We start from the raw sequence: 25,642 nt of genomic DNA, 5'->3' as shown, positions 1-25,642 counted from the left end.
TAATTACTTCTTCTGTACTTTTTTCTTTGGCTCTTTAATTTCAGTTTTAATATCGTGCATGATGTCTTTTCGCTCCCATCCTTTTCGCGCCTTACTTTTATAGGCTTCAATACGCGAAGAAATAATTTTACGAGGGTAGTGATTGTTATCAACATCTACATCGGCCGTTTCCCAGTGTGGATCAACGGTAACAGAAACAAGATCTTTACCTTTATCGGTAATAATTAACTTGCTCACTTCTTTTGGAGACTTACGCCAGATTTCCGCAGGAATGTATCGTGACTCTGTGTCTCCGTTTTCAAACGTCAGTTGCAAGATAATCGGCATTACCAAGCCGCCAATGTTGGAGAAGTTTAAAACATAGTAGTTTTTATCTTCTTTGACTGCTCGCTCAAACGCTTCGCGTTCCCAGGGCTTTAACTTGGCCAGAAACGAAGTGTATTTGTTTCTGTCTTTATTGGTCACGGTAAAGCGGTCGTGTTTATCGTGGAAATCCGTTACATCAGGATTTAATTCAACCCAGAGCTTTTTGCCTTCTTCTTTATTACGTTCAACAAAAATGGATTTTGGTTTATCCGCTTCTTCCTGACGACGGCGATCAAAGTCGATATCGGGATCTTTGGTATCTAAACGCAGCTTATAGACTTTATCAATAGAAATATCCACATGGTCGGTGGTGTAAAACCAGCCGCGCCAGAACCAGTCCAGATCAATACCGGAGGCTTCTTCCATGGTACGGAAAAAATCAGACGGTGTCGGACGTTTGTTTTTCCAGCGAGTGGAATATTCTTTAAAGGCAAAATCAAACAGCTCACGCCCCATAATAGTTTCGCGCAAAATATTTAACGCAACGGCGGGTTTGGTGTAAGCATTAGGGCCTAGTTTTAAAACACTGTCGGATTGTGTCATAACCGGCACTTGCACATCGGATTTCATGTATTCGACAATGTCTCTTGGTTCAACACCCCAGGGAATTTTTGGATCCCACTCGCGGCCAGCAACACCATCTAAGTAACTGTTAAGGCCTTCGTCCATCCAGGTCCACTGACGCTCATCGGAATTAACAATCATCGGAAAATAGTTATGCCCAACTTCATGAATAACCACACCAATCAAAAAGCGTTTTTCTGCCAGTGTGTAAGTTCGAGTACCGTCTTCGTGCCATATGGTGCGCGGCCCATTAAAGGTGATCATGGGGTATTCCATGCCGCCAACTGGCCCATTCACACTGATGGATACGGGATAGGGGTAATCAAAGGTGAAGCGTGAGTATACTTCCATGGTGTGAATGACGGATTCTGTGGAATATTTTTTCCATAAGTCGCCACCCTCTTTTGGGAAAAACGACATTGCCATCACAAAAGGTTGCTCGTCGCCGCCTTGTTGGAAACCTTTGGCATCCCACATAAACTTACGCGAAGACGACCAGGCAAAATCGCGTACGTTTTCGGCGGTAAATCGCCATGTTTTGGTTTCATCGGTGGATGCTTTTTCGTTATCCAGTGCTTCTTCAGCCGTTACAACAAATACTGGACGCTTTGCGGTTTTCGCCTGCTCCAGTCGTTCACGTTGTGTAGCGGTGAGCACTTCGTCAGGATTTTGCAGTACACCGGTAGAAGCAACAATGTGATCCGCCGGTACAGTCATCGACACATCATAATCACCAAATTCCAGCGTAAACTCTCCGCGACCTAAAAACTCTTTGTTATGCCAGGCTTCGTAATCGGAAAACGCGGCCAGTCTGGGGAACCACTGTGCCAGTAAGAAAATATCATTACCGCCCTTGCGCGCATCATCGGGAAAATGCTCAAAGCCGGAGCGCGCACCCACAGCATCTTCGTCCAGAATATTAAACGCAAAGTCCAGACTGAAAGTAATCGATTCACCGTGCTTTAATGGTTGCTTTAAATCAATTCGCATCTGCGAACCAACAATGGTGTGCTTTAAAGTATTGCCATCAAGATCCGTGATATCCGACAAGGTGTAACCCAGTTCAACATCATCCATAAATTGTTGTCGGCGCAACTGCCCCAGACTTAAACGCGCTGGTTTATCGCTGCTCGGTAAACTGCTGGTTGGCCCACGACGACCCAAGCCACCAAAAGCAACGGTCGATTCGGCCACAGAATCCGGCTTAAAGCGATTCTGCTCCAGTTGCAGCCAAAGGTATTTCAGTGTGTAAGGGGAGTTATTGGTGTAGGTGATGGTTTCGGAAGCTTCAAGACGACGCTTATCTTCAAGTAGCGTCACGTCAATTTTGTAATCCACCTTTTGCTGCCAGTAATCACGACCGGGCTCACCGGCCGCATTGCGGTAATCGTTTGGTGTTGGCAGTACTTCGTCCAGCTGACGAAACTTGTCTTTAAAGTCACCTTTGGTTTGCTCAATGGCACCAGCGCAGGCAACGCTGCTGAGTAACGCAATAAAAAGTCCGCGTTTAATTTGCCCCAATAAAGTCATTGTATTCTCTCTTTATAATATTTTTACAAAAAACGTCTGTCTTTGATCATTCATCACCGCAAACCGATTGATTCACCAATCCCCAAAATCCTTGGCCTCTGGCGGCTAGTTTAAACAAGCCCCACATCATATCGCTTTACAGAATAGTGTCAAAATATGGGAGCAAAACGATGCGATTATGCACAGTTGTATAGTCTCAGGCTATGGCTTACATACTTTTTTACAAATTAGCCATTCCAACTACAAGGCACATATCATCCACAAATATCCGCTTTAACATCGTCCATGCTTGCCTTGCAGTTTAACGAAGGCAACTGCAACAGGCGTTGCCGATAGTCCTTACAAAGCTGTTCACGCTCCTCCGTTTCAGCATTGTTTATCTGCTTCTCGGTATTAAACAGTTGTGTAATCACCCAGCGACACTGGGTTAACATTTCCTTTTTGATCAGAGTTGCTTCCAAATCATCGCGATAAGTGCTGATCACCTTGGCTGAGGGCGCATCAGCAGGCTTTTTCGATGCTACCGGTTGTACCTGACTATCGAGTCCCGGCGAGCCTTGAAAACTGGAGTAAGTCACATTACCCGATGGTGGCTCCCGGGTAATTCGCACATTACCACTCCCATCGGTCCATTGATAATAAGTCACCAATTCCGCTTTCGACTGAGTAAAATTATCGAGCAAGTCGGTTGGCAATACTCCCTGCTTTACCAGCCAGTATCCACCGGCTGCCAGACACATCAGTACCATAAACCACTTTAAAAGTTGCTGGATTACTTTTATCATCAAGGTATCTCTTCGGGATCCGTTTCTACGCAATTAACGCTATTGAGTCTTTGTATTACATTCTACAGACGTGTTATTGCATCATAATCTCGATTTTAGCTCATATTTTCAACCAATGATCCGACCCACTTCATGAAAAACGACGTTGATAAATTATTAAAGTCACATCAAAAACTGATTCAATCCGACGCTAAAAAAGTCGCCTCTCACGTTCAGCGTGAACTCGATGATGGCTGGTATATTAACACCATTATGCTTGAAGGCTACGACGTCCCCTTTAAATACAAGCGCCAGAAAAAATACAAAAACCTGAAAGGACAACGCGTTAATTTAACCTATTACGCCGACCAGGAAACCGTCGCCGGATTTGAAATGGAAATTATGAAGGTGGTGAGAATTAAAGTGTCGTGATGATGCACTACTTGTGTAAAACATCTCTACCATTCTAATGTAGGGTTTGCACGTTTTTTGTGCGAACCAATTGCTTAAAGCTGACATTTTTACAGACTTGAAGCTAAAGCTAATTATTTTGTTGATGGCTGGCCAGCTATTTTTTCATTAGATAGAAAAATACAAAGTCTTTGTTTTTCCTAGAAGCCAAGCAGATCTTTTCAGAATAAATAGTCCAATATACGCATAAGAATATTCGTCTAAATTTTTTTAATAAAAAGAATGGTGTTAAAATAAGTAAAAATAAAATCTTTAATACTCGATTAGTTTTATTATATAAGACAAGATCATAATGCAGAACCAACAGCGGAATAGATGAGTGATATTGAATCACACCCTCTCTCAAAAGCAAGCAAACGAACTCCCCTTTGGATAGATCATGCTCTCTAAATGCCATAATTTAATACCCCCACTAAACTACCTTCGTCTGTCTTAAAAAAGTACGCAACCAAAGACCCAGCATTGAATCTATTTTCCCTTCAATGATGGAATAGCAATGATGCTTAATCAATGGGAGTGTTGTTTATTATTTCAACTTAATCGAATACAAACCATATTATTTTTTTTAAACATATCAACATTTAACTTTAGTGCATATCGTGCCCATCCGTAGCATAAAAAAATTCGCTTAAATTTTTTAGACCAAAATAACAACAATAAAGGCCACACAAGAACAAAGTCACTTAAAACTCGACTAATCCCACTTACTTTGTGATATAAGAATACAGCGAGTACAAAAAAGCTAGCGTCGTAACAAACCAGCTCCCCTTGTCGCAAAATCGAGGCGAATTGCGACTTTGTAAGTTCAAGTTCTGTGTACTTTAGCCTATCCACTATTACTCCAATTATAACTTACTCTTAATACCTTCATTGAATTATCCACTGACCCCAACTGTTAGTTTTTGAGGCTGAAATTTATACAAGCTTTCCGTTAGAATGATCTAGGTACTCAATATGCACACTTTACCGAACTGCACAAAAAAATTTACCTGAGAACTATAAGTGTGTCAAAATTGCTATTTACCGTTAAATATCTTTCTCCACCCTAAACCTATTCCAATAAAACCAACTATCATCCCAGCACCCATAATAACTCTACCTAAATCCCTAACCTCAATAGCCACTAATAGAAACCCCAAAAATGCTAATAAAAAACCAATAAAAGCTACCTCTAACTCTTTATTCTTTTTCATAAAAAGCCCAAATAGTAGTGCTAATAAATTAAAGACATGTTGTTGTAACACGACAAGTCGAGATACACCCATGTGTCCAATTTATTATCTATCAAACTTATATGCCCCATATAGACTCACTTCTTATGGACTATTTTTTGTCATCCAGACAATAGTATTGGAACCTCTATTTTCCCCATGCAATCGACATTTACTACCATAATTTAGTAAAAAACCAATCACATGTATTAACTTAAAACCCCCTCTTTCATTAATTTTTTTAAAGGCGTATTCTTGCCACTCGTTTCTATCCGAGATATTATAATAATTCTTTTGAAAGTCACTAACTAACTCTTTAAATAGAGAGTGCTCCACTTTCGTCAACTCAAATCCTACAGACTCTAAATGACTCCATTCATGTATAAGCCTCTTAATTTCAGATGACGTCACTTCATTATTACTAATAATTTTTTTCATTTAAGTTTACTATCTATTAGGCTGTCACAGTTATCACCAACTTAATCTGATGCGCCACAATATATCATTATAAAGGTACGGATTGCTTTTTAATTAAATATCCACATTTCCTTCCCAAAACTCCCTTAATAGAATTACTTGACTAAATTAAAAAGTCTCCTGTAGCTCTTTGTAATTTGAAAACTTACTTCCCTAGCAAATACCTTTCAAGTTTACATAATAAGATATCTTAACATCTATTAATTCATCCTTTGCTCTGCTAGCATAAGGCTCAATTACAATTACTAAACTTAGCTTACAAGCTATCATATAAAGTTAAAATTATTGCGTGACTTTATTTCTCTATCGAAATATCTCGGCATTTTTATTGAATAAGTCTAAGACTCCATAATTTCACTGCCATTCCTTAATGTCACAATACACATTTCATCTTGCATTTCAGTAATTATCCTCGCCCTTCTGCCATGGGTAAGTAAAAAACTAAATACCAAAGAACCTTTGCCTCCGTTTATTGTTCCGTCTTTATTGATATGACTTTCAACCCAAGTAACTGTATCAAAGTCAGGCTTTCGGCACTCTATTTTATATGATTCAATAAGCTTTTTAAGAAACTCTAGCTCTTTAGGTTTCAATTCAAAAGATACCGAACCATATAAATCATATAATTTGTTTGCATTAGTAATTCTTTTTGCTATTTCATTATTCTTAATCAGTGTGACGTTCTCGTACATTGAAACAACCCTTTCTGACCTTTACCCCAAAAAACTGGACACAGATTTTGTTATAAAAATCAGATATGATTAACTAAATAGATATCCCGTAAACATGGCAAGGCATATCGATATACATTAGATCGAACAGATGTTGCATACCATTTTTACTGGCAACAGCTATCGATCCAGTATTATCTTTATGCATAATAGAAATTACTCTGGGATGGAGTTTATTACAAACTGCATATTGCTTCATAGTGCTTGCCATTTCAAACCCATAACCTTGGCGCCAATACTTAGGTAATAATGAATAACTAATCTCATATTCCTTGTGATCATTTATCCACTTTTCGACAACACCAGAAATACCGATAAGATCACCAGTTGTCTTTGATATAGCTGCCAACCCGCCAAATCCAGTCTCTTGATAACGATTCAATTGTTTAGCAATCCATTCCCGAGGCATTTCCCTGGCGGATAGGTTTTCAGGAATACCAAGAAATGGAAGATTTTGGTTATCTATAAAAAACTCTGACCAGGCTCTCACATCTGAATGCGTCAACTTTCGATATATTAATCTTGGTGATTCCTGATTAAAGTAATTCACAACTGATATCCATAATTATCATTTCTGATCGGCACTCACTACTCATCATATGACTTAATACCAACACTACCATCATTACATTGGCGCAATACCGAAAGTAATTGCACTTGACCCTATCCATTTAAAATAATCGTTAATATCTCAATAGCAGAAAGTTTGACTCAGCTCGCTAGACACTAGCAAAAATCCATCATATATTGGCACTATATAAATTTCCAGTTTCTAGCTTTATGAATGGACTCATTCTACTTGGTATTCAAACAATTTCTTACTCCATTAAAAGCCACGTAATTAATATTAGATAATCGAAAAACAGCTAATCTGAGCAGTGCATTAATGAATAAAGTAATTGACTTTGAGGGGGTAAGGCATAATAGCGAAGATCCGCCTGTCGACAAACTCTTAAGCTGGCAAAACACTTCACAATCACAGCGCCCTATTAATAATTCTAAAGTTTTTCTTATCGAAAATGAGTGGTTGTATAACCCTCAAGAAAAAGAATTATCTCATAGCAACAGAAAAAGTGTAAAACTGCGCGAAAAGACAGCTTGTGTTTTAAACTTATTAATTAATAACAAATCCCAGATAGTTGAGTCGAGTGTATTTTTTAAGCACGTTTGGGGTGGCCGCCAGGTTAGTGAAAATGTATTAAAGCAAAGTATAAAAGAGCTTCGTTCCTGCTTAAAAGATGAAAAAAAATCACTAATAAAGACCGTTCCAAAAAAAGGTTACAGTTTACATGCAAGTGTTTGCCCACAAAACTTTCACTCTATACAACCAGAACAATTAAAGGCTCAATCAACGACAGAATTTCTCAATAAAGAATCGGTCACATTGAGTCTTTCAAAAGTAAGTTCAGAATCAAATGAAAATAAAGAAAGAACACCGATTAAAGACAAATCATTGCATAAGCATGGTATTTACCAACATTTAATTTGTTTGAATTACCGGCAATGGTTATTTTCATTTTGCTTTTTGTTGATAATTCTGTGGGCTTTTTTTAGCACTTATCGATACATAAGTACTAATGAACAACTTAGAATTAGCACCATAAAAATGACAGAAGCACAGTCCAAAAAGAATTTTTATCAAGATATTTTGATTCGTTATCACGACTCACCCAAACAAACAACTAACACATTAAAAGTCATTCTAAAAAAATCAATTGGTCAAATTGATGCCTTTAAGGGTTCGAATGCCGAAAAAATAGGAATGCTCTTTGCCTTGATGGAATTATATACCATTGCAGGCTTCTACGAAGACTCACGTATTATAGTTAACCGCATAGAAAAGCTTATTGTAATGGTTTATGGGTTACACTCCGAAGAGTATATACAGTTGAGATTTAATGTAATTGATATATTAATAAAGCTAAACTATCGTCAGGAAGTTCTTAATTTATCCCAATTGACGCTTGAGCAGGTAAAAAAACACCACAGTAATAACTCATATCTATTAGCCCGATCTTATTATTATTCTGGGAAAAGCTACCTTTATTGTGTTGCCCCCTTTTGTGATCGCTCAGAAAGCTTAATAATTGGCGAGAAATATACTCGTAAAGCTTTATCAATTTTTGAGAACATTTTAAATCCCAACGACATAGAAATTGCCGATACGCTTTGGTTACTTAACTGGTTTATCTGGGATGGCAACGAAAAAATAAAAATTAGCAAGAAAGCACTAAACATTTTTCAGAGCACTCAAGGTTACATGCACGAACGAACTGCCTCAGGACTTGAACAACTGGGTAGAACGCTTACTTTTTGGAATCAAGATTGGGAAAGTGGCGAGAAAATGCTTTTTAAAGCACTCGATATCAGGCAAAACCTCTTTCCTGATATTCACCCTGAGATGGCAAAGATCCATAGCTATATCGGCGAACATTTTTTTATGACCGGTAAGTTTGAAATGGCCATTCAATATCTAAAATCTGCAATAAATATCAATACAGCGAGTCTTGGCGAAGGAAACGATAACAATCTACAAAACATTATGCTTATGGCTCGATCACAGCTTTATAGCGGCAATGAAAAACTAGCAAATCAATGGATTCATATGGCTTTTGATATTATCGAAAGGCATAAGCTAACGCCCTCCGATGTTCTCTATGACGCTATTTTAGTGACCCAATTGCGCATTGAACTGGCACTGAACAAGGCAATGAATATTGACAGTATTGAGCAAGCAATAGCATCCGTTGAAAATAAATACAAATCTCCTAGTTATATATTAATTCACGAATATCAAACTCAAAAGCTCCGTTATTTTTTTGATGATTTGACGGATAGTTACTTTTTTAATATTGAAGCGCTAAAAAATGGCTTAACACCAACCAATAGATACTTATACCGCAGCGACTTCATATACCTTAAAAAACGTTCACAAGACTTGTGCCAACAAATCAACAACGAACTATTTTGCTCGAAAATAAAAAGAGCGTTAACAAACGACTAGAGCGTGTTTAATTTTTTCAGACAGCCTTTCATATTCTCCCTATAACTCAGTGCCCCAGTTATTTAACTATAGAATAGCGTTATATCTCAATTTTTGGCTCATAAAATATCGTTTTTCACGAAAAAACATCTTTCATAAAAATTATTTCATGTTTTTTTCACAATTTCACTTCGAAATATAGATTACTTTCCCAATGGATAATGACTTACCTAAAACCTGAAGACTTCTTATACGGTCATTATTGAAGTGTTTCAAACATTCAGCAAATGAACATGATTGTTTAACAAACTATTTTTGGAGATATTATGAATACAAAACAGTTACTTTCACTGGCTGTAGGAGCGTTGATCTCAACATCGCTACTAGCCACTGGAAAACAGGAAGCAATAAACGATGTAACAGACAAAATGGAATTGCAATCTGCGGATGAAGTACAAGTTACTGCATCCAAAGAGCGTCAACTCCCTGAGACTCTTTCATCGGGCAACATTGCCAGTCAAGGATACGCATCGGCGCAATCTACCTTTCCCGGCTACAGCGCAAGCAATATCAATGATGGCGATAGAAATACAACTGTTGGCGGAAATTACAGCTGGGCTAATGGCCATACTTATACCGCGGACGGCCGTTTACCAAACTGGGTTCAATTGTCTTACCGTTCAGAGCGCTCCTTCTCCAAAGTTGTGCTGTATACCAGTCGTGGATATGAGCTAAGAGATTACGATATTCAAGTTCGAAGCGGCCAAAACTGGATTACTGTCGTACAACAACGTGGGAACACTAGCGTTTCTCGTGTGCATACCTTTACACCAACCAATGGAACGATAATTCGCGTACTCGCACTACGAGGACCAAATAACCAGTATATTTATGGTCGAGTTAATGAACTTGAAGTGTACGAAGATGCTCAAAACTTAGCGCTTAATGCAACCGCAACAGCGCAATCTACCTTCTCAGGATACAGCCCAAGTCGAGTGAATGATGGTAATCGAAATACTCGAGTAGGCGGCGCATACAGCTGGGCAAATGGTCACAAATACACGCCCGATGGCCGTCTGCCTCAATGGCTCCAACTTAGCTTTGGTCGACTGGAGCGAATTTCTAAAGTTGTCCTTTATACAAGCCTAGGTTATGAAATTAAAGACTATGATATACAAGTTTGGAATGGAAACCGTTGGACAACCGTTGTTACACAACGAGGCAATACAAGTGTTCAACGCACTCATACTTTTGCACCAATTTACGGCTCAAAACTGCGCGTCATTGGACGCCGTGGTCCCGACAATCAGTATATTTACGTACGCGTAAATGAACTAGAAGTTTATTAACATAAAGTGACAATTCCAAGCTGATTGACTTATGGCGTCTGTCAGCTTGGATATTCCATTTCTCTTTTCCTAAGATAAAAGGACAACGCATTAATTTAACCTACTACGCGGATCAGGAAACCGTCGCCGGATTTGAAATGGAAATTATGAAAGTGGTGAGAATTAAAGTGTCGTGATGATGCATTACTTGTGTAAAACATCACTACCATTTTAATGTAGGGTTTGCACGCTTTTTGTGCGAACCAATTGCTTAAAGCTGACATTTTACAAGCTTGCATCTAGAGTTGACTACTGCTCTAAAGCTCTATTTTCATAAACATTACTTTTACAACTCTCATCCCATGAAGTTTTTTTGAAATCTGAAACTTTATTGTAATTAACCTCAGATCTGCATAAGAGTTAAAGCCGAGTATCAATGTGACTCGGCTTTAACTCTTATGCAGATCTGAGGTTAGGTAAAGTGGTTCAGACAATTTTGGGAAGTTGATAACAAGCCTGACGAAACGGGCTTGTTATCAAAGCTTCAAATCAAACAAAAGCGGAGTTTCATCAGAGTCTTGTAGACTCCCCGTCTCTGGAATCAGATACCGAATACCCCAATGACCAGGCATTGATAACAACGAGAGCAAATCATCTACAGCTCCATAACTAAATCGCACTCGGTCTTTTTTGTACCACTCACCGGCAAAGAAAATACCTAACTTCTTACATCTGCCAGAACATAACTCAGAAAGTTCTACAAGAAAATCAAAAAACTTAGGGCGCTGCCCTTTTGTTTCAAAGGCCGTCAACTCTTCATGTATTCCAAAAGCCAGGCCAACTTCATCATTTCTTGGAGACTGCAAGAGAAGCAGATGCTCCCAGCCTTCATTCTCTTTAGCAGCTTTTAAGCCATCCCTTACATCAGATTCAGCATAACCTATTCCTTTCAATAAACCGTATCCAAACTTGTCAGCTAAAACCTGAACATCATGAACAAGATCAGGATTGCAAGAGGAAGAATAACCAAGGCCTATAGTAGTGCTCATATCTATCTCCCTGACCTTGTGCGTACAGTGCTCGTGCCTTGCTCGGTTTGCGCCTTATAAAGTTCACGAATATCCCTGGGGGTAACGGCTCTATCAGGGCCTTTACCAGTAAAGACTCTTCCATCCGGTGTGACATTTCTTACGTTCTGAGGAGTAGCTGTAGCTCCAGCCTGACCATGTCCACTAGATCTTAATCGAAATAAATCCTGACCGCCCCGTTGTACTGTTGGATTACCAGCCTGTGTAGCCGCATCAACTTGTCCTTGTATGGTGCGCTCTCCAGGTTGCGGCTTATACCCTCGTGTCTCAAGCCCCTTTGTAACTCTGTTTCTATATACATCTAAAGCTTTCGTCATTTCTTTGACTGAAGCATTAGAATTCATGAGTGTAAACCGAGCTTCAACTCTTGCTACAGCTCGCTTTCCTCCTAAGGCTTCAGCTACAGTTTTAACAATGGGCTTTATACGTCTTTCAATTCTAGGGTTTTTGCCGTCTGGATCAGTATACTTATATGGATTGTTAAACGCATAAGCATACCGATTAAACCCTTGAATCTTACCTTCAGCCAAAAACGATTGAGTATCTTTTGGATCATTCGAATAAAAACGCCCAATCACCGGATCATAATACCGAGCCTGCATATAGGTAAGTCCACTAAAATCATCTTTTTGATGTCCTGTAAACCCTATATCATTTTTATTTTGCGATGGCTTTTTTCGTCCTTCACCATAAGGATTATAACTTTCTCTCCATAATATATTTCCACTCTGATCCATAGCTGCCATTGGTGAGCCAGAAATATCATTTATGTAATATGTTACCGTTTCTGAAGCTACTATATTACTAATTAAGTAAATAAAGAGGCTCGCTATAATTTTAAACATTAAGTTCATACTAAATATCCTTCTTTAAGGCTCAATTTCACATACTGGATTACATGGCTTTGGCGTTGGTACGCTGATTACATTAGTATTTGCAATCGAAGAATAACTACCACAACCAACAGAGTTGCATGCTCTAACCCTATAATAGTATGAACCACTACTTAATGAGTTCGTTAAGTACATAGTTCCGGTATCATTAAATACATTTCTCCAAATTCCACTGCCTTTCTTTTGTTGAAGTACATAACGTTCAGCTCCAGAAACTAAAGACCAACTTACGACAAAATAACCATCATTATCAGTTGATGGTGCAGTAATATTTGTAGGCTTTCCTGGTGTAGATATAACCGGATTATCGACACTAAATATTTTAGAAACTCTATATTGACTACACCCATTGCTATTACAGCTTCTAACCTGATACTGGTAATCACCACTTGGTTTATCAGAAAATGCTTTGCTTCTTTCGCTAATTGATTGCACATTAATCCATCCACCATTATTTTTTCTTTCTTGCAATCTGTAATAGGTTGCATTCATCGATGCTGGCCAACTGATGGAAAAAGTACCTTCCGTGCTTCCTTCAACTATATCGATGAACGATGGGGCAACAGGCCCTTGTTGACCAGGCCAACCTTCAACCTTAGCAACGTTCTTTTCCTTCATGTATATATAATCTTCAGGCTGGTTACTATTTAAGTTATACTTATGTAAAAGCTGCCCAGATAGTGTGTAAAACTGGTAAATTGTTTTGTCGTCCTCTGTAACCTTAACCCTTCTTTTATGCGCATCGTAATTAAAGTTAGCAACATTACCGTTATTCACACTTAAAAGTAAATTGGCTTTATCATAATGAAAATTATGATGGCCATTACTTTGTACATTCCCGTTTACATCGTACTCGAATTGATATGTTTTACTACCAGTTACTGAAGTCAATAGATTTGTCTTTTCAGAATAGTTGTAATTATAACTTTTGGAACCGAGCTGTTTGTTTTTAATATTACCCAACGAATCATAAACAAACGAAGAAGTACCCCATGGGCCTGATGCAGAATCTAATCTATCCAACCCATCATAAATCATACTTTTATTTTCTGATGAAATTATGTGATCTGTAATAGAAGTAATATTAGCATTAGCATCATATCCATAAGTAACCTGAGCACGATTAGAAACGCCAACGGTTTCTGGAAAAAGCTCATCATTTAATACCATGGTGTACATGCGATTATTCCCATAAATAAATTGTCTTAGCTCTCCTGTAGGATAATATTGAGCGGAGTATGCATAATTTCCAGCACGAGTAGGTTGTCCATATGCATTTGTCAAAAAACCTAGCTGTCTGCCACTTGGATAAATCATTTCATTTAACTGCCCCCGCCCATCGTATCCATAACTAGCACTAAATGAGCGTCCATCAATATTCAATGTTTCACTTGATAGCTTATTTAAATTATTATACGCATAACTCCATTTAACACTCCCTCGTGAAGCGTATGTCATATTTCCATTATTATCATATACAAAATCCAAATCTAAAGTCCCCAAGGGATAATTGACTTTAGTAAGGTTTCCTATTGGATCATAAGTGAATTTTGTAGCACCACTCGGAACGTCCGATTGATTACAAAAGTTCGAATGAGTATCGACTCGCTCCCAACTTAACAAGCCTTCATTATTATAATGCATAGCTGTATATCCTGTTTCTGGGTTATACATACGGCATAGTTTTTGTCTGCTATCATAATAGTAACTGCGGCTAAAAGAAGCTCCAGCACCACTTTGAGTAATACTTTTTAACTTGCCATATACATCTCTTTTCATATTAGTAACTATATTTTCAGGAGACTTTATATTTGTAATGTAGTTATAATTCGGCTCGCCAAATGCTTGATAGGTATATGTTGTAGTAAAATTTCTAGGGCTAACTTTCTGTATACGATTACTCGTCAAGTAACTGAAGCTTGTAGAACCAGCCGGAGTCGCAATAGCTTCCACTCTTCCTAAGCCATCATATGTAATACTTGTTCCTGTAGACTCTCCTACATAGCTAGATAAAACTGATCGGAACACCGGCCTATGCGCATAGTCAAATTCAACTTTACGAAATTTTTGTAAGATATTATTTGACAAATCTTCTTCTTTATATAAAACCTCTCTTAACAAAGAGTCAAAATAAGAGGTTTTTCGATAACTCCCTTGGGTTGTAACATGTTTCCATTGTCCGCTTACCAAACCAGGAATAGCCAAATCGTCATTATCAATTACTCCAAATGACATTTTGACGTCTTGCCATTTTTTTTGCCCACCTTCTAGAGGCAATGTTATTTTGATAATTCGCCCCATTAAATCGTAATCATAAACTGTTTTATAACCATTATAATCTGTTATTGATTTAATTGTCCCATCACTATTAACTTCAGATATTAAGTCTTTTGATATACCAGGTAAATCTATTACTCTAGGTACTCCACGATAATAGTTTCTATAATAGGTTATATTGCCTTGAGAATCTTTGACAGCATACCGATTTCCATCCGAGTGATAACGACTATAAGAGTTCGTTAGCACACCGAATTCATATGTTTTATATGGTACACTCCAACTTGCGTACTGGGAGGATCCTTGATTTTCTGAATGATAAACAACTTGACGAGTAGTATGAAAATCCACTCTATTATTACTAACTTTAATTTTTATAGGTAAATTTAATATCCAATTAGTTTTATCGTGTTTATAATCAGTAACTGTTTCCTTTATATTTGATGAAAAGCTATTGTGCTCATATAATCGAGTTGGTACTCCATACTCATTAAAGTCAAAATATTCTTTATAATATATTGTTGGATAGTTACTTTTGTAGTTAGTTACCTTTCTTTTAGTTAAATTAATACGATTATTAATAGGAAGCAAATTTTCTCTTGAAACACCCGACCAACCTACATTATCACCTAAAACATATGTTCTCTCTTCTCGCTTCAAAAGCGTAACACTATCATTATCGAAATAATCAATTGCGACAGTTTGACCTTCTTTATGAGATGAAAAATTTCGGTTTATATAGTGAATGGTTTTTGATCCATCTGGATTGATTATCATTGTAGTCTTATAGTTTTTTAAGTCTTCAATTATAGGAGGAACATCATTCATACTTATAGGCAATGCTGAACGCAGAGTTTTTCCATCTTCATTAATGTACCCACCCCTATTTTCTGAATAAGAAAATAGCCACTCTTGATCATTATTTCCTTTAACTTCAATTTTCTTACTTACAACAGCCCAATTAACTGTACAATTCACATTTATGTACATTGGTACAGATACTCTCCATGGTTCAAAAGAAGGAGTCATCCCTTTATTTAATAGATCATGTAAAAAATTACTTCTTCCATGTAAAACTGGCTTCATAGAAAATGTTGCCTTAGTTCCATATGGATCTGTGATCGTGTTTCTTATTACTTTATCTTTTTCAGAACTTTTTACTTCGCAATAGCCAGGATAATAAGGTTTGCTATATTTAAGCATTCCTCCACGATCTCTCTCTATAGCAGGTACTACCGGCGTATTAAGTCCAAACGACCAGGATTTCCCATCAGGAAGTATTACCTTTTTTAGATAACCACCATTAGTGTATTGGTACAACCAAGTTCTTGATGCTTCACCTGTATGAGCCACAACCTTTTCAATACGCTCTTCTATCCCGTAATCTTTCCAATGAAAAACTATTTTTCTACCATCACTAGAAGTTATGGACTTTAAGTTTCCTGCATCATAATAATAAGGAGTTGTTCGTGGTGAGCTACCAAGAGTATCTTTTATTCCATTAAAGCCATTTTCATACTCATAAATAACCTCATTTCCAAATTTATCTTTTATTTTAGAAACTCTCATTTGAGCTATTACACTTTTGTTTGGAGGACCGACATATACAACATACTTCGGCATATCAAAAGTGTATTCAACTCCTTCAGTTGTGGTAATTAAAAATCCTTCACCAGTTCCATCAGCACGATTGAAGCACTCTACTTTATAATTTGACTTGGTTAGTTTTGTTGCGTTTTGGCTAGATATAGTCAAAATTTTTTCATTAGATATCCCTGGTATTGACACATGATCACCATTCCACATTGAGTGTGAAGGTATAACTTCTGGGTGAGAAGTGCCTGGATGGTTATCAGGAATATCGTACATAAAACCATTACCTAACTTTGATGTACACTCTAATGCAGATTGGTCAGGAAAAGGAGCTCCTTCCCAAGATGTAAGTCTATCTCTTCCCCAATTTGAGTAGTTATCATAGTATGATGTTATTTTACTATTAATTACAGGTATATCGAGAGACCAGTCACCAAACTCTCTTGTCATGTCACTACCATGACTATACATATTCTTTTTTCTACGAACTTCTACAGGAATATCAAAATTCCCCAAGATATCAACATCCCTAGTATTGAAAGAAAGAGAGCCAGAATTTAAGTCAAGATGTTCTCCAAAAGGGGAGTTAAGAGGTTTGATATTATTAATATTCAAACGCTCCCATGTGTCAGGATCAACAATTCGGTCTCCACTTTCTGCATGAGCGCTTATAAAAACCAATCCCATCGCAAATATATTCCAAATAATATACTTAAATATTTTAAAGAAATTATCCATAACTAATAACAAAATATAATCCTTAATGGTGTGAGTTATTTTTTATATATAAACTAATTATTTACTAAACAACAATCCTAAACGGCGTGATTTAATCTTAGTTCAAGTTTATTTCCATTATAAAATGCAATAAATACGTCCATCATTAAGTCCAAGGTGGATTTCACTTTTACTAGATCACCAACACTTTCTAGTGAATTATCACTAGAAAGTGTATATTACTTGGTAATCCATACATGTCAAAATGGATATATAATTTTTAGCTATACACAAATGTTAACACCACATATTAAATGCTTTTAAAATTTCTTGACTATATAGTTAAAGTTTTGAGGTTTACCCAATTTAACGGGTACAAATTTCTTAGTTACAATAACAGAAATGAGGTATCCAAATGTCAAATAGAAAGTATTCTAAACAATTCAAACTTGATGCGGTTCTGTTAGCGACTTCAAGTGATCGTAGTACAGCTTCCATAGCACAAGAACTAGGCATTTACCCTAACTCACTTTATAACAGGGTTACCAAGTATCGTAGCGAACTGTTAACCATCAGAAGTCGAGCTTACGTCAGAGAAAGAGTTAAAACAACTCAGAAAGGAAGTAGCTGAGCTCAGACAGGAAAAAGAAATATTAAAAAAGGCGGCTGTACTACTTTGCGAAGCACCAAGCGTAAAATTTCAGTTTATTAAAGAACATCCGGAGTTTAATGTTTATCTACAATGTCGAGCTCTGGGCATCTCTTATTCTGGTTATTACGATTGGCTAAGTAGGTTACCGAGTGCTCGAAAAATTGAAGATGAGCGGCTACTGAGCAAGCTTGTTGAAGGTTTTAACGATAACGAACAGGTTTATGGTGTTCCAAGGTTAACCAAGGAGCTGAACGAATCAGGGGAACCGGTTAATCACAAGCGAGTCGCTCGCCTTAAGCAAGAAAATAATATTTATCCTAAACAGTTTAAAGAATTCGTTGTAACAACCGACTCAAATCATGGCAAGCCAGTGGCCGGTAATTTGCTTAACCGAGAGTTTACGGTTGATGGAGCCAACCAGGTTTGGGTCAGTGATATTACCTATATTCCCACCAACACGGGATGGATTTATTTGGCCGTTGTTATCGACTTGTATTCACGAGCAGTCATTGGTTGGGAACTGGCGGAACACATGAAGGCAGAGCTTGTCTGTAATGCAATTAAAGTAGCTCAGGTTCGTCGAGGGTGTTTGCCAAGATTATTTCATTCAGACCGTGGAAGTCAGTATGTCTCTGAAGATCTTGAGTCAGTCTTAGCTAATGTCACTATCAGTATGAGTCGAAAAGGAAGCTGTTGGGACAATGCCGTTGCTGAGAGTTTCTTTGGCACACTAAAAAGTGAGCATGTGAATTTTGAAAATTACTTTAATCTTCGAGAAGCAAGAATGAGCTTGTTCAGATACATCGAAGGATTTTATAATCGAAGGTGCCACCACTCTCATTTGGGCTATAAAGCGCCTATGATATTCGAGGGTTCGGCAGCTTAAAATCTGTGTCCGTTATTTGGGGTAAAGGTCACTTTAGGGCTGGTTAATATACAGTCTTAAGAATTTATTTGAAAGTAAATATCGCTACTTTCCTATGTTATAGATAAGTGTATCTGAGAAGTTATATAGGTAAGAAGCTTAGACTTATTAAATTACTACAAGATCTTTGTTACCTTATCAAACGGTAGTTGCACACCGCGCTGCTTAACATCGCGATAAATTCTAACGGCTTTCATGGTTTTGTCTTTCGAATCAAACGGACCAAATGGCTTGCCATTTTCGTCTTCGAAGAACCACTCCCTATCAACCCTAAAAACACGGCTGGATCGATAAAACAGGTTGTATTGGGGTTTATTTAGCGACGAGTCTACTAATTTCATTTCCAAGCACCTTTTTTATCAACGAATGTATTGTATTAGACGATCTTTTTATGAAGATCGAATGACACATCTAAAATTCAACACTCATTTACAGCCGCTTGTTGATTCTATTTATTGAGATTGTTCACTAAGTGGTTATTTATTAGAGAATTTTTTTAGATAAAAAGGCTTTAAATCAAATCGATTTTTTTCCTAAACTGTTTTGAGATTGCTGCAGCACAGCCATCTCAAAACTTGATAAAAAATAAACTATGTATAACCGCTAGTTTTTTATAACCGCGCGATTTTCATAACAGTCTAACTAATCTTGGCTGCTCGTCGCTCTACATAAAGTAAGAAAAAACATAGCGAAAATAGTACGATCCCCATCACCTTTGCCGCATTATTCCAATTGTTAAAATAGACGGTTTTTTGCTTTTCAAGCCGAAAGGTACGACTACCGCCTTCTACTTCCACAAAATAAAGATCACCTCGATAATCGTTGTGAGTTTCCAGTACCTCATTGCGCCGATTGTACATTTCGGTTCTTTTATCCAACGATTTACTGACTTCTCTTACGCCTTTACTCCAGTTTTTAAACACCTCTTTTGACTCGCCTGGCAATACGATGCCCATGCTCTGGTAGGTGTAATAGGTTGTGGTAAATGCGTTTAAAAATCCAATCGCCATGAGCGCAATGCCAAATGTAAAACAGGCACCGGCCAATATTAGAAAACGCTGCCGGTTTGCCAACAGCATGGTTTGTTGTGCTCCAATGGCTTGCTGCAAAGCCATAATTTGCATTAAGTCCTGTTTAATGTGTCGTGCATTTAAATCCTTCAATACCTGCTCACTGGTGACATTAAACAGCAGCAAGATCTGATCAAAAATATCAGACGACGGGATAGCTTTGTTATTTTCTATTTTGGATAAGTACGACTGCTCGATGCCCAAAGCTTCCGACAACGCTGGTTGCGTCATATTATGGGACTGTCGCAGTTGTTTTATTTTTTCACCGATTTTCATTATTCACCTCTGTGTAGATTGCTCCATTCCTGAGTATTCTTAGGTATTCCTTCAGGCATAAAAAGATGAATATTCGGTAATAAAAGGCTCTTTCGAGGAATATTTCGTTTTGTTTAGGTTAAAACGTCAATTCCTCGAAAGTTTTAGCATTAAGATGACTCGTCACTCACCCAATATTCGGTTTCCGCTTTTTCTTTCGACAGGTTTTCATCGGACGGCAGTGGTTGCCCTGTGTAAGCATGCAAAAAGGCTTCGCACAGCAGTTCGCTGTTGGTAGCGTGTCGCAGATTATTGATTTGACGGCGTGTGCGCTCATCGGTCAGTATCTTTAACACCTTTAAAGGTATGGATACCGTTATTTTTTTTACTTCCTGGCTTTTTTTGCCATGTTCAGCGTAAGGGCAAATCCCCTCGCCTTTTCGATCAGCCATTTGACACCTCAAATACAGATAAGACGCCGAGATCTTACCTTGCTGGTCTTATCTGTCAATTAACATAACCATTAATTCTACCAATGGACGTCTATACATCTTGACATCTATATAGGACAACTCTATATTTGGCCGTCTAAACGTCCATACGAGATAGCAAATGAGTGTCACCGCAACCGTCAAATGTCCGCCCAAAATAGCGATACAGCGCACCTGCGCTGCGTTGCCTGCACACTGGCGCTTACATTATGGCGGCGTTATCAACGAAGGAAAACTGGCCTATACCTTATACGGCGATAGTAACAAGCCCTGTATTCTTGTGCTCGGCGGGATCTCCGCTGGGCGTGACGTGGCGCATTGCACCACAGAATATGCTTCGGGTTGGTGGTCAGCACAGGTCAATAACGAAGGTGCCATAAACTTAAACGACTACTGCGTGCTCGGTATCGACTACCTTGGTGGTAACGGACAATCTTCAGCGCCCGACTCGGATGCCTCTGCCCTTTGCAATGCCATAGATACACGGGATCAGGCGAATGCCATTGCCTGGTTGCAACATCATTTGTCGATCAGTCAGTTTGAAGCGGCTATTGGCAGCTCCTATGGCGGAAAAGTGGTGTTGTCGCTGCTGTCGAATAATTGCTCCAAAACAGATAACGAGGATCCAGTTCAATCCCATAATCGTTTTAATAAATCCTTTTACCGCTCTAATAATACCCATGACGGTTCAGAACAATCATTTAGCACCTTAAAAAAATCGAAACCATTTCAAGCGTCCATCAAACAAGCACTGGTGATCAGCGCCGCCCACACAGCCTCGGCACAAAGTACTGCCATCCGATATATTCAGCGCGAAATCATTGCGCTTGGCCAGCAGGGTCAGCAAACACATCAGGCACAAATATTGGCTCGGGCACTTGCCATGCTGACCTATCGCTCATCGGCTGAACTGGATGATCGATTTAATCAAAGCTGTTCGATCACAGATGAAGGCTTTAACGCCGAGATTGTTAATTATCTTAAATCTCGCGGTCATGATTTTGCCCAACATTTTGACGCAGATGCATTTTGTCGCTTATCTCAGTCGATTGATTTGCACAGCATTAATCCCCGTGCCATTTCGACACCACTGACCTGCGTCAGCGTGTTCGAAGATCAATTGATCCCCCATGCCCTGATTGAACGAATGGCCAGTTTGGCCAATTCAAAACTGATTTCCATACATTCCCGTTACGGCCATGACGCTTTTTTAAAAGAGCAACAATCGATTGGCCGGATCATTCAACAATTTTTAAACGATTTAAAGTGAGCGTTACCATGACTGAATTTTATAAAACTTCCGAACGGCCGGAAAACCGCAGTGCTACTATTGCCGTTAAAGCCGGTATCGAATCTGACTCGGCCCATGGCGCAGTCACACCGCCTTTGTATTTATCCAGCAATTACACTTTTGAAGATTTTGCCAAACCACGTCAGTACGACTACTCCCGCTCTGGCAACCCCACACGAGACTTACTCGGCAATGCCATCAGTGAGTTAGAAGGTGGGGCTGGAGGTGTGATTACTTCCACCGGAATGTCCGCAGTATTGCTGGTGACCCAATTGCTAAACGCCAATGACTTGGTGATTGCACCACACGATTGCTATGGTGGTACGTATCGGTTGTTTCGCAGTTTGGCCGACAAAGGTCACTTTCGTATTTTGTTTGTTGATCAAAACGATCCCATCGCCTTACAGGAAGCATTTCTTCATCAACCAAAATTATTATGGATAGAAACCCCAAGTAATCCGCTACTGCGTATCGTCGATATTGAAAAGCTGGCGGCGCTGGCCCATCAACATAATTGTCTGGTGGCCGCGGACAATACGTTTTTAACACCTGTGTATCAAAAACCCATTGAACTGGGAGCTGATATAGTTGTTCATTCCACCACAAAATACATTAATGGTCACAGTGATATTGTCGGTGGCGCCGTCATTGCAAAAACAACAGAATTGTTCGAACAACTGCAATGGTGGGCCAATTGCGTTGGTATTACCGCCAGCCCATTTGACAGCTTTTTAACACTGCGTGGCCTTCGCACTTTAAACGCTCGCCTTAAACAACATGAGATCAATACTCGGGAAATTTTAGCGTTTTTGCAACAGCATGATCAGGTTGCCAATATTTATCATCCTTCCTTCGAACATCATCCCGGACACTTAATTGCGAAAAAGCAACAACGTGGTTTTGGCATTATGCTGAGTTTTGAAATTAAAGGTGGCGAACATCAGGTTCGTGCTTTTATTTCGGCATTAAAACAATTTTCATTGGCCGAATCACTTGGCGGAGTTGAGTCGTTAATTTGTCATCCGGCCACCATGACACACGCCGCTATGGATGCAGCAGCACGGGAAACTGCAGGCATAAGCAGCACACTGCTTCGACTGTCCGTGGGTATTGAAGACGCTGATGACTTAATTGATGACTTGCGCCGAGGTTTTAATCGCGCAGCACAAGTTGATGACATTCAAAGCGCTAATGCGCAAAGCACTCACTTAGAAACAACTAAATCAGATAGAGCTAATGAAGAACCGGCAGCCACAGTATTAAGTGGTGATGACAACGCTCAACAATACATTAAACACAAGGTGGTTTAACATGGCACAGACAAACCCATACAAAGCCTCCAAATTTAAACAACTGGCACTGCCGCAGCAACTTTATAAATTTGGTGGCAGTTCGCTTGCCAATGCCAAAGCCTACAAAAAAGTGGCCCGGATAATCAGCAAGCATTTAACGGAAAACGATTTGATTGTTGTGTCTGCCTCCGGGCAGACAACGGACTGGCTGAGTGAGTTAGTGGCTATCGAACAAAGGGAGGATTCATTTAAAGAGGATGCATTTAAAGAGAACTTATCCAGCACGGCTTCCATCAGTAATACATACCGTCGATTTACTGAAAAAGAAAACAGAGTGCCGGCGTTTACTGTCGAGCACTCAAAAACGCAATGGCAACGAGAATACTTAAAGCGGGTGCAGTACCATCATCAGGCAATCATTCACGACTTGCTAACAGAGCCCTACAAACAGCAGCTGCTTAACGACATAAACACCAACTGCCGTTGGGTGGATAATCTGATAGAACTGGAACAGATTTCTGAGTTCGAATCCAACATTATTGCCTTTGGAGAAATTTGGTCAGCAAAAATTCTCTGCGCGTTGTTGGAGCAGTGGTCCATTAATGCCAGCTGGATCGACGCACGACAATTTTTAAAACTGCAGTATTCCAGTAACGGTTATCAACTTAACAAAGAGCTGTCACAAAAATATCTTGAAGAACATTTGAAGTCACGCCAACAGCGCTTATCGATTATTACAGGATTTATTGCCAGTGACTGTGAAGGAGGCACAATCACCCTAGGAAGAAATGGCAGTGATTACAGTGCAACCCTAATCGCCAGTTTACTCAGCATAGAAAAAGTAACCCTGTGGACCGATGTTGCCGGCGTATTTGATTTTGATCCCAACTTAAGCGATGACGCAAGCACCATTAAACAATTGAATCAAAACCTGATACAGGAGTTAAGTGATCTTGGCTCGCCGGTACTGCACTCAAAAACATTAAAACCTTTGTCTGACACCTCTATAAAGCTGTCCATACGCTCTACGTTTTCTCCGGAGCTTAAAGGCAGCAAAATATGTCAACAAAATAGTTTTTCGCAACAGTCGATAGTGACCCACAAAAACAATCTGACCAAAATTCATATCGAATGCCATAATGAACTGGTCTGTCATAAATTAAACAAACACCTGAAAACATTAGCCTGTAACGTCAACAATGAATTTTCACTGTTTGTTAAAAACCATACCAATCACTTAACTCTAATCATTGATTCTGACAAAGAAGCTTACTGGCAGAAAACCTTACACCAGCTAAAATCCGACACTCAGTATTCCATTAACCAAATATCTGATAGCTTACCGGCCTGTTTGTTAGCGCTGGTTACCGACAAACAAAGTTCAGAACCTTGTCTTGCGGCAACTTTGTCTAACAACCTAGAATACCGAAACCTTTACCATAAAGAATTTTTCAATGAATTTTTAAACAAGAAAAATATTAAAGCGCCCATCTACAAACACAACAATGCATTACTTTGTCTATTTGATGAAACGGATATCGATCATCTGGCGATTGACTGTTTTCACCAATGGCAGGCTTATCAAAATACCATTGCATTATTTTTATTAGGCACAGGTAATGTCGGGGCTACCTGGTTGAAACAGTGGCAAGAAATCCACGCCAAAGGTAGCACTCATAATCTGCCTTGCCATATTAATCAACAGGTGGTTTTAACCGCCAACTCAAAAAAAATAGAGTTAAGGCACAATGATAAATCCTTTGCCACACTGGATAATCAGATAACGATTACTGATAAGCTGCTTAAACATTCTCCTTTTAAACACAAAGTGGTGATTGATGCCACCGCCAGTGAACAAGTATCCGATCAATATGCAAGTTTACTAACAAGTGGCATTCACTTAATTTCTGCCAATAAAATTTGTTCATCCTCTGACTTAACTCACTTTAAGAGCCTGCAACAGCTGGCCAAAATCAATAATGTATTGTGGCAACAAAACGCTACTCTGGGTGCGGGCTTGCCCATTAATTACGCGATAAAAAACCTTATCAACTGTGGCGATTCTATCGTTCAAATTCGCGGTGTATTTTCAGGAACACTGTCGTGGCTTTTAAAAAACTATAATGGCGAACAAGCCTTTATGCAGCTGGTTAAACAGGCACAGGCCGAAGGCTACAGTGAGCCGGACCCGAGAGTTGATTTATCCGGCAAAGATGTTGCCCGTAAACTGGTAATAGCGGCAAGGCTTGCCGGGTTTGATATTTCGCTCAATGATATTGATTGCCAGCCACTGATAGATAGTAAGTATCTGCAACATCAAGAGAGCGACTTCTGGGACGCAAGCGAGCTCATTAACGGTGACTTTAAAACCATATGGCAAGATGCTAAAAACAATCATAAAACTCTGGTTTATGAAGCCAGCTTTAGCGCCAGCTCTGGAGATGACTTTAAAGCCACCTGCAAACTTAAAGTTGTTGATTTAAACGACCCTCTGGCGCAAATTTCACCCTGTGATAATATTTTTGAAATCACCAGCCGCTGGTATAAAGACAATCCTTTGATCATTCGCGGACCGGGTGCAGGCCGGGAAGTGACTGCCGCTGCGGTTCAGTCTGATCTTAATGCTATGACAGAATTCATCAATGCCCAGTAGACATTATTTATCTATTTAAT

The 25,642-nt window shown here is 39.0% G+C and carries 19 protein-coding genes and 1 pseudogene; 8 read left to right on the top strand and 12 right to left on the bottom strand.

What is annotated here, in order from left to right; all coding sequences use genetic code 11:
- Window positions 1-3: 3 nt before the first annotated feature.
- Both C8D97_RS03280 and C8D97_RS03275 read right to left on the bottom strand, forming a co-directional pair.
- A complete protein-coding gene (locus tag C8D97_RS03280) occupies window positions 4-2,460 on the bottom strand; it encodes a M1 family metallopeptidase (RefSeq protein ID WP_109761910.1) in 2,457 nt (818 codons plus the stop codon).
- A 254-nt stretch (window positions 2,461-2,714) separates the two neighbouring features.
- A complete protein-coding gene (locus tag C8D97_RS03275; protein ID WP_109761909.1) occupies window positions 2,715-3,245 on the bottom strand; it encodes a hypothetical protein in 531 nt (176 codons plus the stop codon).
- A 132-nt stretch (window positions 3,246-3,377) separates the two neighbouring features.
- Between C8D97_RS03275 and C8D97_RS03270 the strand changes: the two genes are divergently transcribed.
- Window positions 3,378-3,656, top strand: coding sequence for a hypothetical protein (locus C8D97_RS03270; RefSeq protein ID WP_109761908.1), 279 nt, complete (start codon window positions 3,378-3,380; stop codon window positions 3,654-3,656).
- A gap of 1,055 nt (window positions 3,657-4,711) precedes the next feature.
- On the opposite strand, the gene C8D97_RS03260 is transcribed toward C8D97_RS03270, so the two are convergent.
- The 4 genes from C8D97_RS03260 to C8D97_RS03245 all read right to left on the bottom strand — a co-directional run bounded on the left by C8D97_RS03260 (window position 4,712) and on the right by C8D97_RS03245 (window position 6,664).
- Window positions 4,712-4,888, bottom strand: coding sequence for a hypothetical protein (locus C8D97_RS03260; RefSeq protein ID WP_170115121.1), 177 nt, complete (start codon window positions 4,886-4,888; stop codon window positions 4,712-4,714).
- A gap of 123 nt (window positions 4,889-5,011) precedes the next feature.
- Window positions 5,012-5,344, bottom strand: a complete 333-nt coding sequence (locus C8D97_RS03255) for a hypothetical protein (protein WP_109761905.1) — start codon at window positions 5,342-5,344, stop codon at window positions 5,012-5,014.
- Between the two features lie 377 nt (window positions 5,345-5,721).
- Entirely contained in the window at window positions 5,722-6,075 is a 354-nt protein-coding gene (locus tag C8D97_RS03250; protein WP_109761904.1) for a hypothetical protein, read from the bottom strand.
- Between the two features lie 73 nt (window positions 6,076-6,148).
- Window positions 6,149-6,664 (bottom strand): GNAT family N-acetyltransferase, encoded by a 516-nt coding sequence (locus C8D97_RS03245; protein ID WP_170115120.1) that lies wholly within the window; start codon window positions 6,662-6,664, stop codon window positions 6,149-6,151.
- A gap of 336 nt (window positions 6,665-7,000) precedes the next feature.
- Between C8D97_RS03245 and C8D97_RS03240 the strand changes: the two genes are divergently transcribed.
- Window positions 7,001-9,118 carry a winged helix-turn-helix domain-containing protein gene (locus tag C8D97_RS03240; RefSeq protein WP_109761902.1) on the top strand — a complete coding sequence of 706 codons (2,118 nt, stop codon included), beginning with the start codon at window positions 7,001-7,003 and terminating at the stop codon, window positions 9,116-9,118.
- A gap of 305 nt (window positions 9,119-9,423) precedes the next feature.
- Complete coding sequence (locus tag C8D97_RS03235) at window positions 9,424-10,446, top strand: discoidin domain-containing protein (RefSeq protein ID WP_109761901.1); 1,023 nt, start codon at window positions 9,424-9,426, stop codon at window positions 10,444-10,446.
- A 515-nt stretch (window positions 10,447-10,961) separates the two neighbouring features.
- Here the strand turns inward: C8D97_RS03235 and C8D97_RS03230 are convergent.
- From C8D97_RS03230 to C8D97_RS03220, 3 genes are read right to left on the bottom strand one after another with little or no spacing between them, the layout of a single operon-like run.
- A complete protein-coding gene (locus C8D97_RS03230) occupies window positions 10,962-11,474 on the bottom strand; it encodes a hypothetical protein (RefSeq protein WP_109761900.1) in 513 nt (170 codons plus the stop codon).
- Window positions 11,475-11,476: 2 nt separating this feature from the next.
- Window positions 11,477-12,367, bottom strand: a complete 891-nt coding sequence (locus C8D97_RS03225) for an RHS repeat-associated core domain-containing protein (RefSeq protein WP_210204834.1) — start codon at window positions 12,365-12,367, stop codon at window positions 11,477-11,479.
- Between the two features lie 15 nt (window positions 12,368-12,382).
- Window positions 12,383-17,026, bottom strand: coding sequence for an RHS repeat domain-containing protein (locus tag C8D97_RS03220; RefSeq protein ID WP_146196068.1), 4,644 nt, complete (start codon window positions 17,024-17,026; stop codon window positions 12,383-12,385).
- 382 nt (window positions 17,027-17,408) lie between these two features.
- Here C8D97_RS03220 and C8D97_RS18560 point away from each other — a divergent pair, with 382 nt between their 5' ends.
- Window positions 17,409-17,624, top strand: coding sequence for a transposase (locus tag C8D97_RS18560; protein ID WP_109761898.1), 216 nt, complete (start codon window positions 17,409-17,411; stop codon window positions 17,622-17,624).
- A pseudogene (locus tag C8D97_RS18090) lies at window positions 17,596-18,531 on the top strand (IS3 family transposase); the annotation flags it as partial. The gene C8D97_RS18560 and the pseudogene C8D97_RS18090, both read left to right, overlap by 29 nt.
- Before the next feature lie 155 nt (window positions 18,532-18,686).
- On the opposite strand, the gene C8D97_RS03205 reads toward C8D97_RS18090, so the two are convergent.
- The 3 genes from C8D97_RS03205 to metJ all read right to left on the bottom strand — a co-directional run bounded on the left by C8D97_RS03205 (window position 18,687) and on the right by metJ (window position 20,347).
- Window positions 18,687-18,911: a DUF6316 family protein gene (locus tag C8D97_RS03205; protein ID WP_109761896.1), complete on the bottom strand. Its 225-nt coding sequence runs from the start codon at window positions 18,909-18,911 to the stop codon at window positions 18,687-18,689.
- Window positions 18,912-19,208: 297 nt separating this feature from the next.
- Complete coding sequence (locus C8D97_RS03200) at window positions 19,209-19,916, bottom strand: helix-turn-helix domain-containing protein (protein WP_109761895.1); 708 nt, start codon at window positions 19,914-19,916, stop codon at window positions 19,209-19,211.
- 149 nt (window positions 19,917-20,065) lie between these two features.
- Entirely contained in the window at window positions 20,066-20,347 is a 282-nt protein-coding gene (gene metJ / locus C8D97_RS03195) for a met regulon transcriptional regulator MetJ (protein ID WP_109761894.1), read from the bottom strand.
- A gap of 160 nt (window positions 20,348-20,507) precedes the next feature.
- On the opposite strand from metJ, the gene C8D97_RS03190 reads away from it, so the two are divergent.
- From C8D97_RS03190 to metL, 3 genes are read left to right on the top strand one after another with little or no spacing between them, the layout of a single operon-like run.
- The gene (locus C8D97_RS03190) at window positions 20,508-21,656 is read left to right on the top strand and encodes an alpha/beta hydrolase family protein (RefSeq protein WP_109761893.1); all 1,149 of its coding nucleotides are present in this window, start codon (window positions 20,508-20,510) and stop codon (window positions 21,654-21,656) included.
- 8 nt (window positions 21,657-21,664) lie between these two features.
- The gene (gene metB / locus C8D97_RS03185) at window positions 21,665-22,987 is read left to right on the top strand and encodes a cystathionine gamma-synthase (protein WP_109761892.1); all 1,323 of its coding nucleotides are present in this window, start codon (window positions 21,665-21,667) and stop codon (window positions 22,985-22,987) included.
- 1 nt (window position 22,988) lies between these two features.
- On the top strand, window positions 22,989-25,622 hold the full coding sequence (gene metL / locus C8D97_RS03180) for a bifunctional aspartate kinase/homoserine dehydrogenase II (protein WP_170115119.1): 2,634 nt from the start codon (window positions 22,989-22,991) through the stop codon (window positions 25,620-25,622).
- Window positions 25,623-25,642 lie beyond the last annotated feature (20 nt).

Source organism: Pleionea mediterranea, from assembly GCF_003148745.1.
Lineage (GTDB): Bacteria > Pseudomonadota > Gammaproteobacteria > Enterobacterales > Kangiellaceae > Pleionea > Pleionea mediterranea.
This window is presented reverse-complemented; position numbering and strand designations above follow the sequence as displayed.

Coding starts and splice junctions, on each gene's coding strand:
- C8D97_RS03205 (WP_109761896.1), bottom strand. CDS start 18,911: ATGAAATTAGTAGACTCGTCGCTAAATAAACCCCAATACAACCTGTTT.
- C8D97_RS03230 (WP_109761900.1), bottom strand. CDS start 11,474: ATGAGCACTACTATAGGCCTTGGTTATTCTTCCTCTTGCAATCCTGAT.
- C8D97_RS03250 (WP_109761904.1), bottom strand. CDS start 6,075: ATGTACGAGAACGTCACACTGATTAAGAATAATGAAATAGCAAAAAGA.
- C8D97_RS03270 (WP_109761908.1), top strand. CDS start 3,378: ATGAAAAACGACGTTGATAAATTATTAAAGTCACATCAAAAACTGATT.
- C8D97_RS03200 (WP_109761895.1), bottom strand. CDS start 19,916: ATGAAAATCGGTGAAAAAATAAAACAACTGCGACAGTCCCATAATATG.
- metL (WP_170115119.1), top strand. CDS start 22,989: ATGGCACAGACAAACCCATACAAAGCCTCCAAATTTAAACAACTGGCA.
- C8D97_RS03235 (WP_109761901.1), top strand. CDS start 9,424: ATGAATACAAAACAGTTACTTTCACTGGCTGTAGGAGCGTTGATCTCA.
- C8D97_RS18560 (WP_109761898.1), top strand. CDS start 17,409: ATGTCAAATAGAAAGTATTCTAAACAATTCAAACTTGATGCGGTTCTG.
- metJ (WP_109761894.1), bottom strand. CDS start 20,347: ATGGCTGATCGAAAAGGCGAGGGGATTTGCCCTTACGCTGAACATGGC.
- metB (WP_109761892.1), top strand. CDS start 21,665: ATGACTGAATTTTATAAAACTTCCGAACGGCCGGAAAACCGCAGTGCT.
- C8D97_RS03260 (WP_170115121.1), bottom strand. CDS start 4,888: ATGAAAAAGAATAAAGAGTTAGAGGTAGCTTTTATTGGTTTTTTATTA.
- C8D97_RS03275 (WP_109761909.1), bottom strand. CDS start 3,245: ATGATAAAAGTAATCCAGCAACTTTTAAAGTGGTTTATGGTACTGATG.
- C8D97_RS03240 (WP_109761902.1), top strand. CDS start 7,001: ATGAATAAAGTAATTGACTTTGAGGGGGTAAGGCATAATAGCGAAGAT.
- C8D97_RS03190 (WP_109761893.1), top strand. CDS start 20,508: ATGAGTGTCACCGCAACCGTCAAATGTCCGCCCAAAATAGCGATACAG.
- C8D97_RS03225 (WP_210204834.1), bottom strand. CDS start 12,367: ATGAACTTAATGTTTAAAATTATAGCGAGCCTCTTTATTTACTTAATT.
- C8D97_RS03280 (WP_109761910.1), bottom strand. CDS start 2,460: ATGACTTTATTGGGGCAAATTAAACGCGGACTTTTTATTGCGTTACTC.
- C8D97_RS03255 (WP_109761905.1), bottom strand. CDS start 5,344: ATGAAAAAAATTATTAGTAATAATGAAGTGACGTCATCTGAAATTAAG.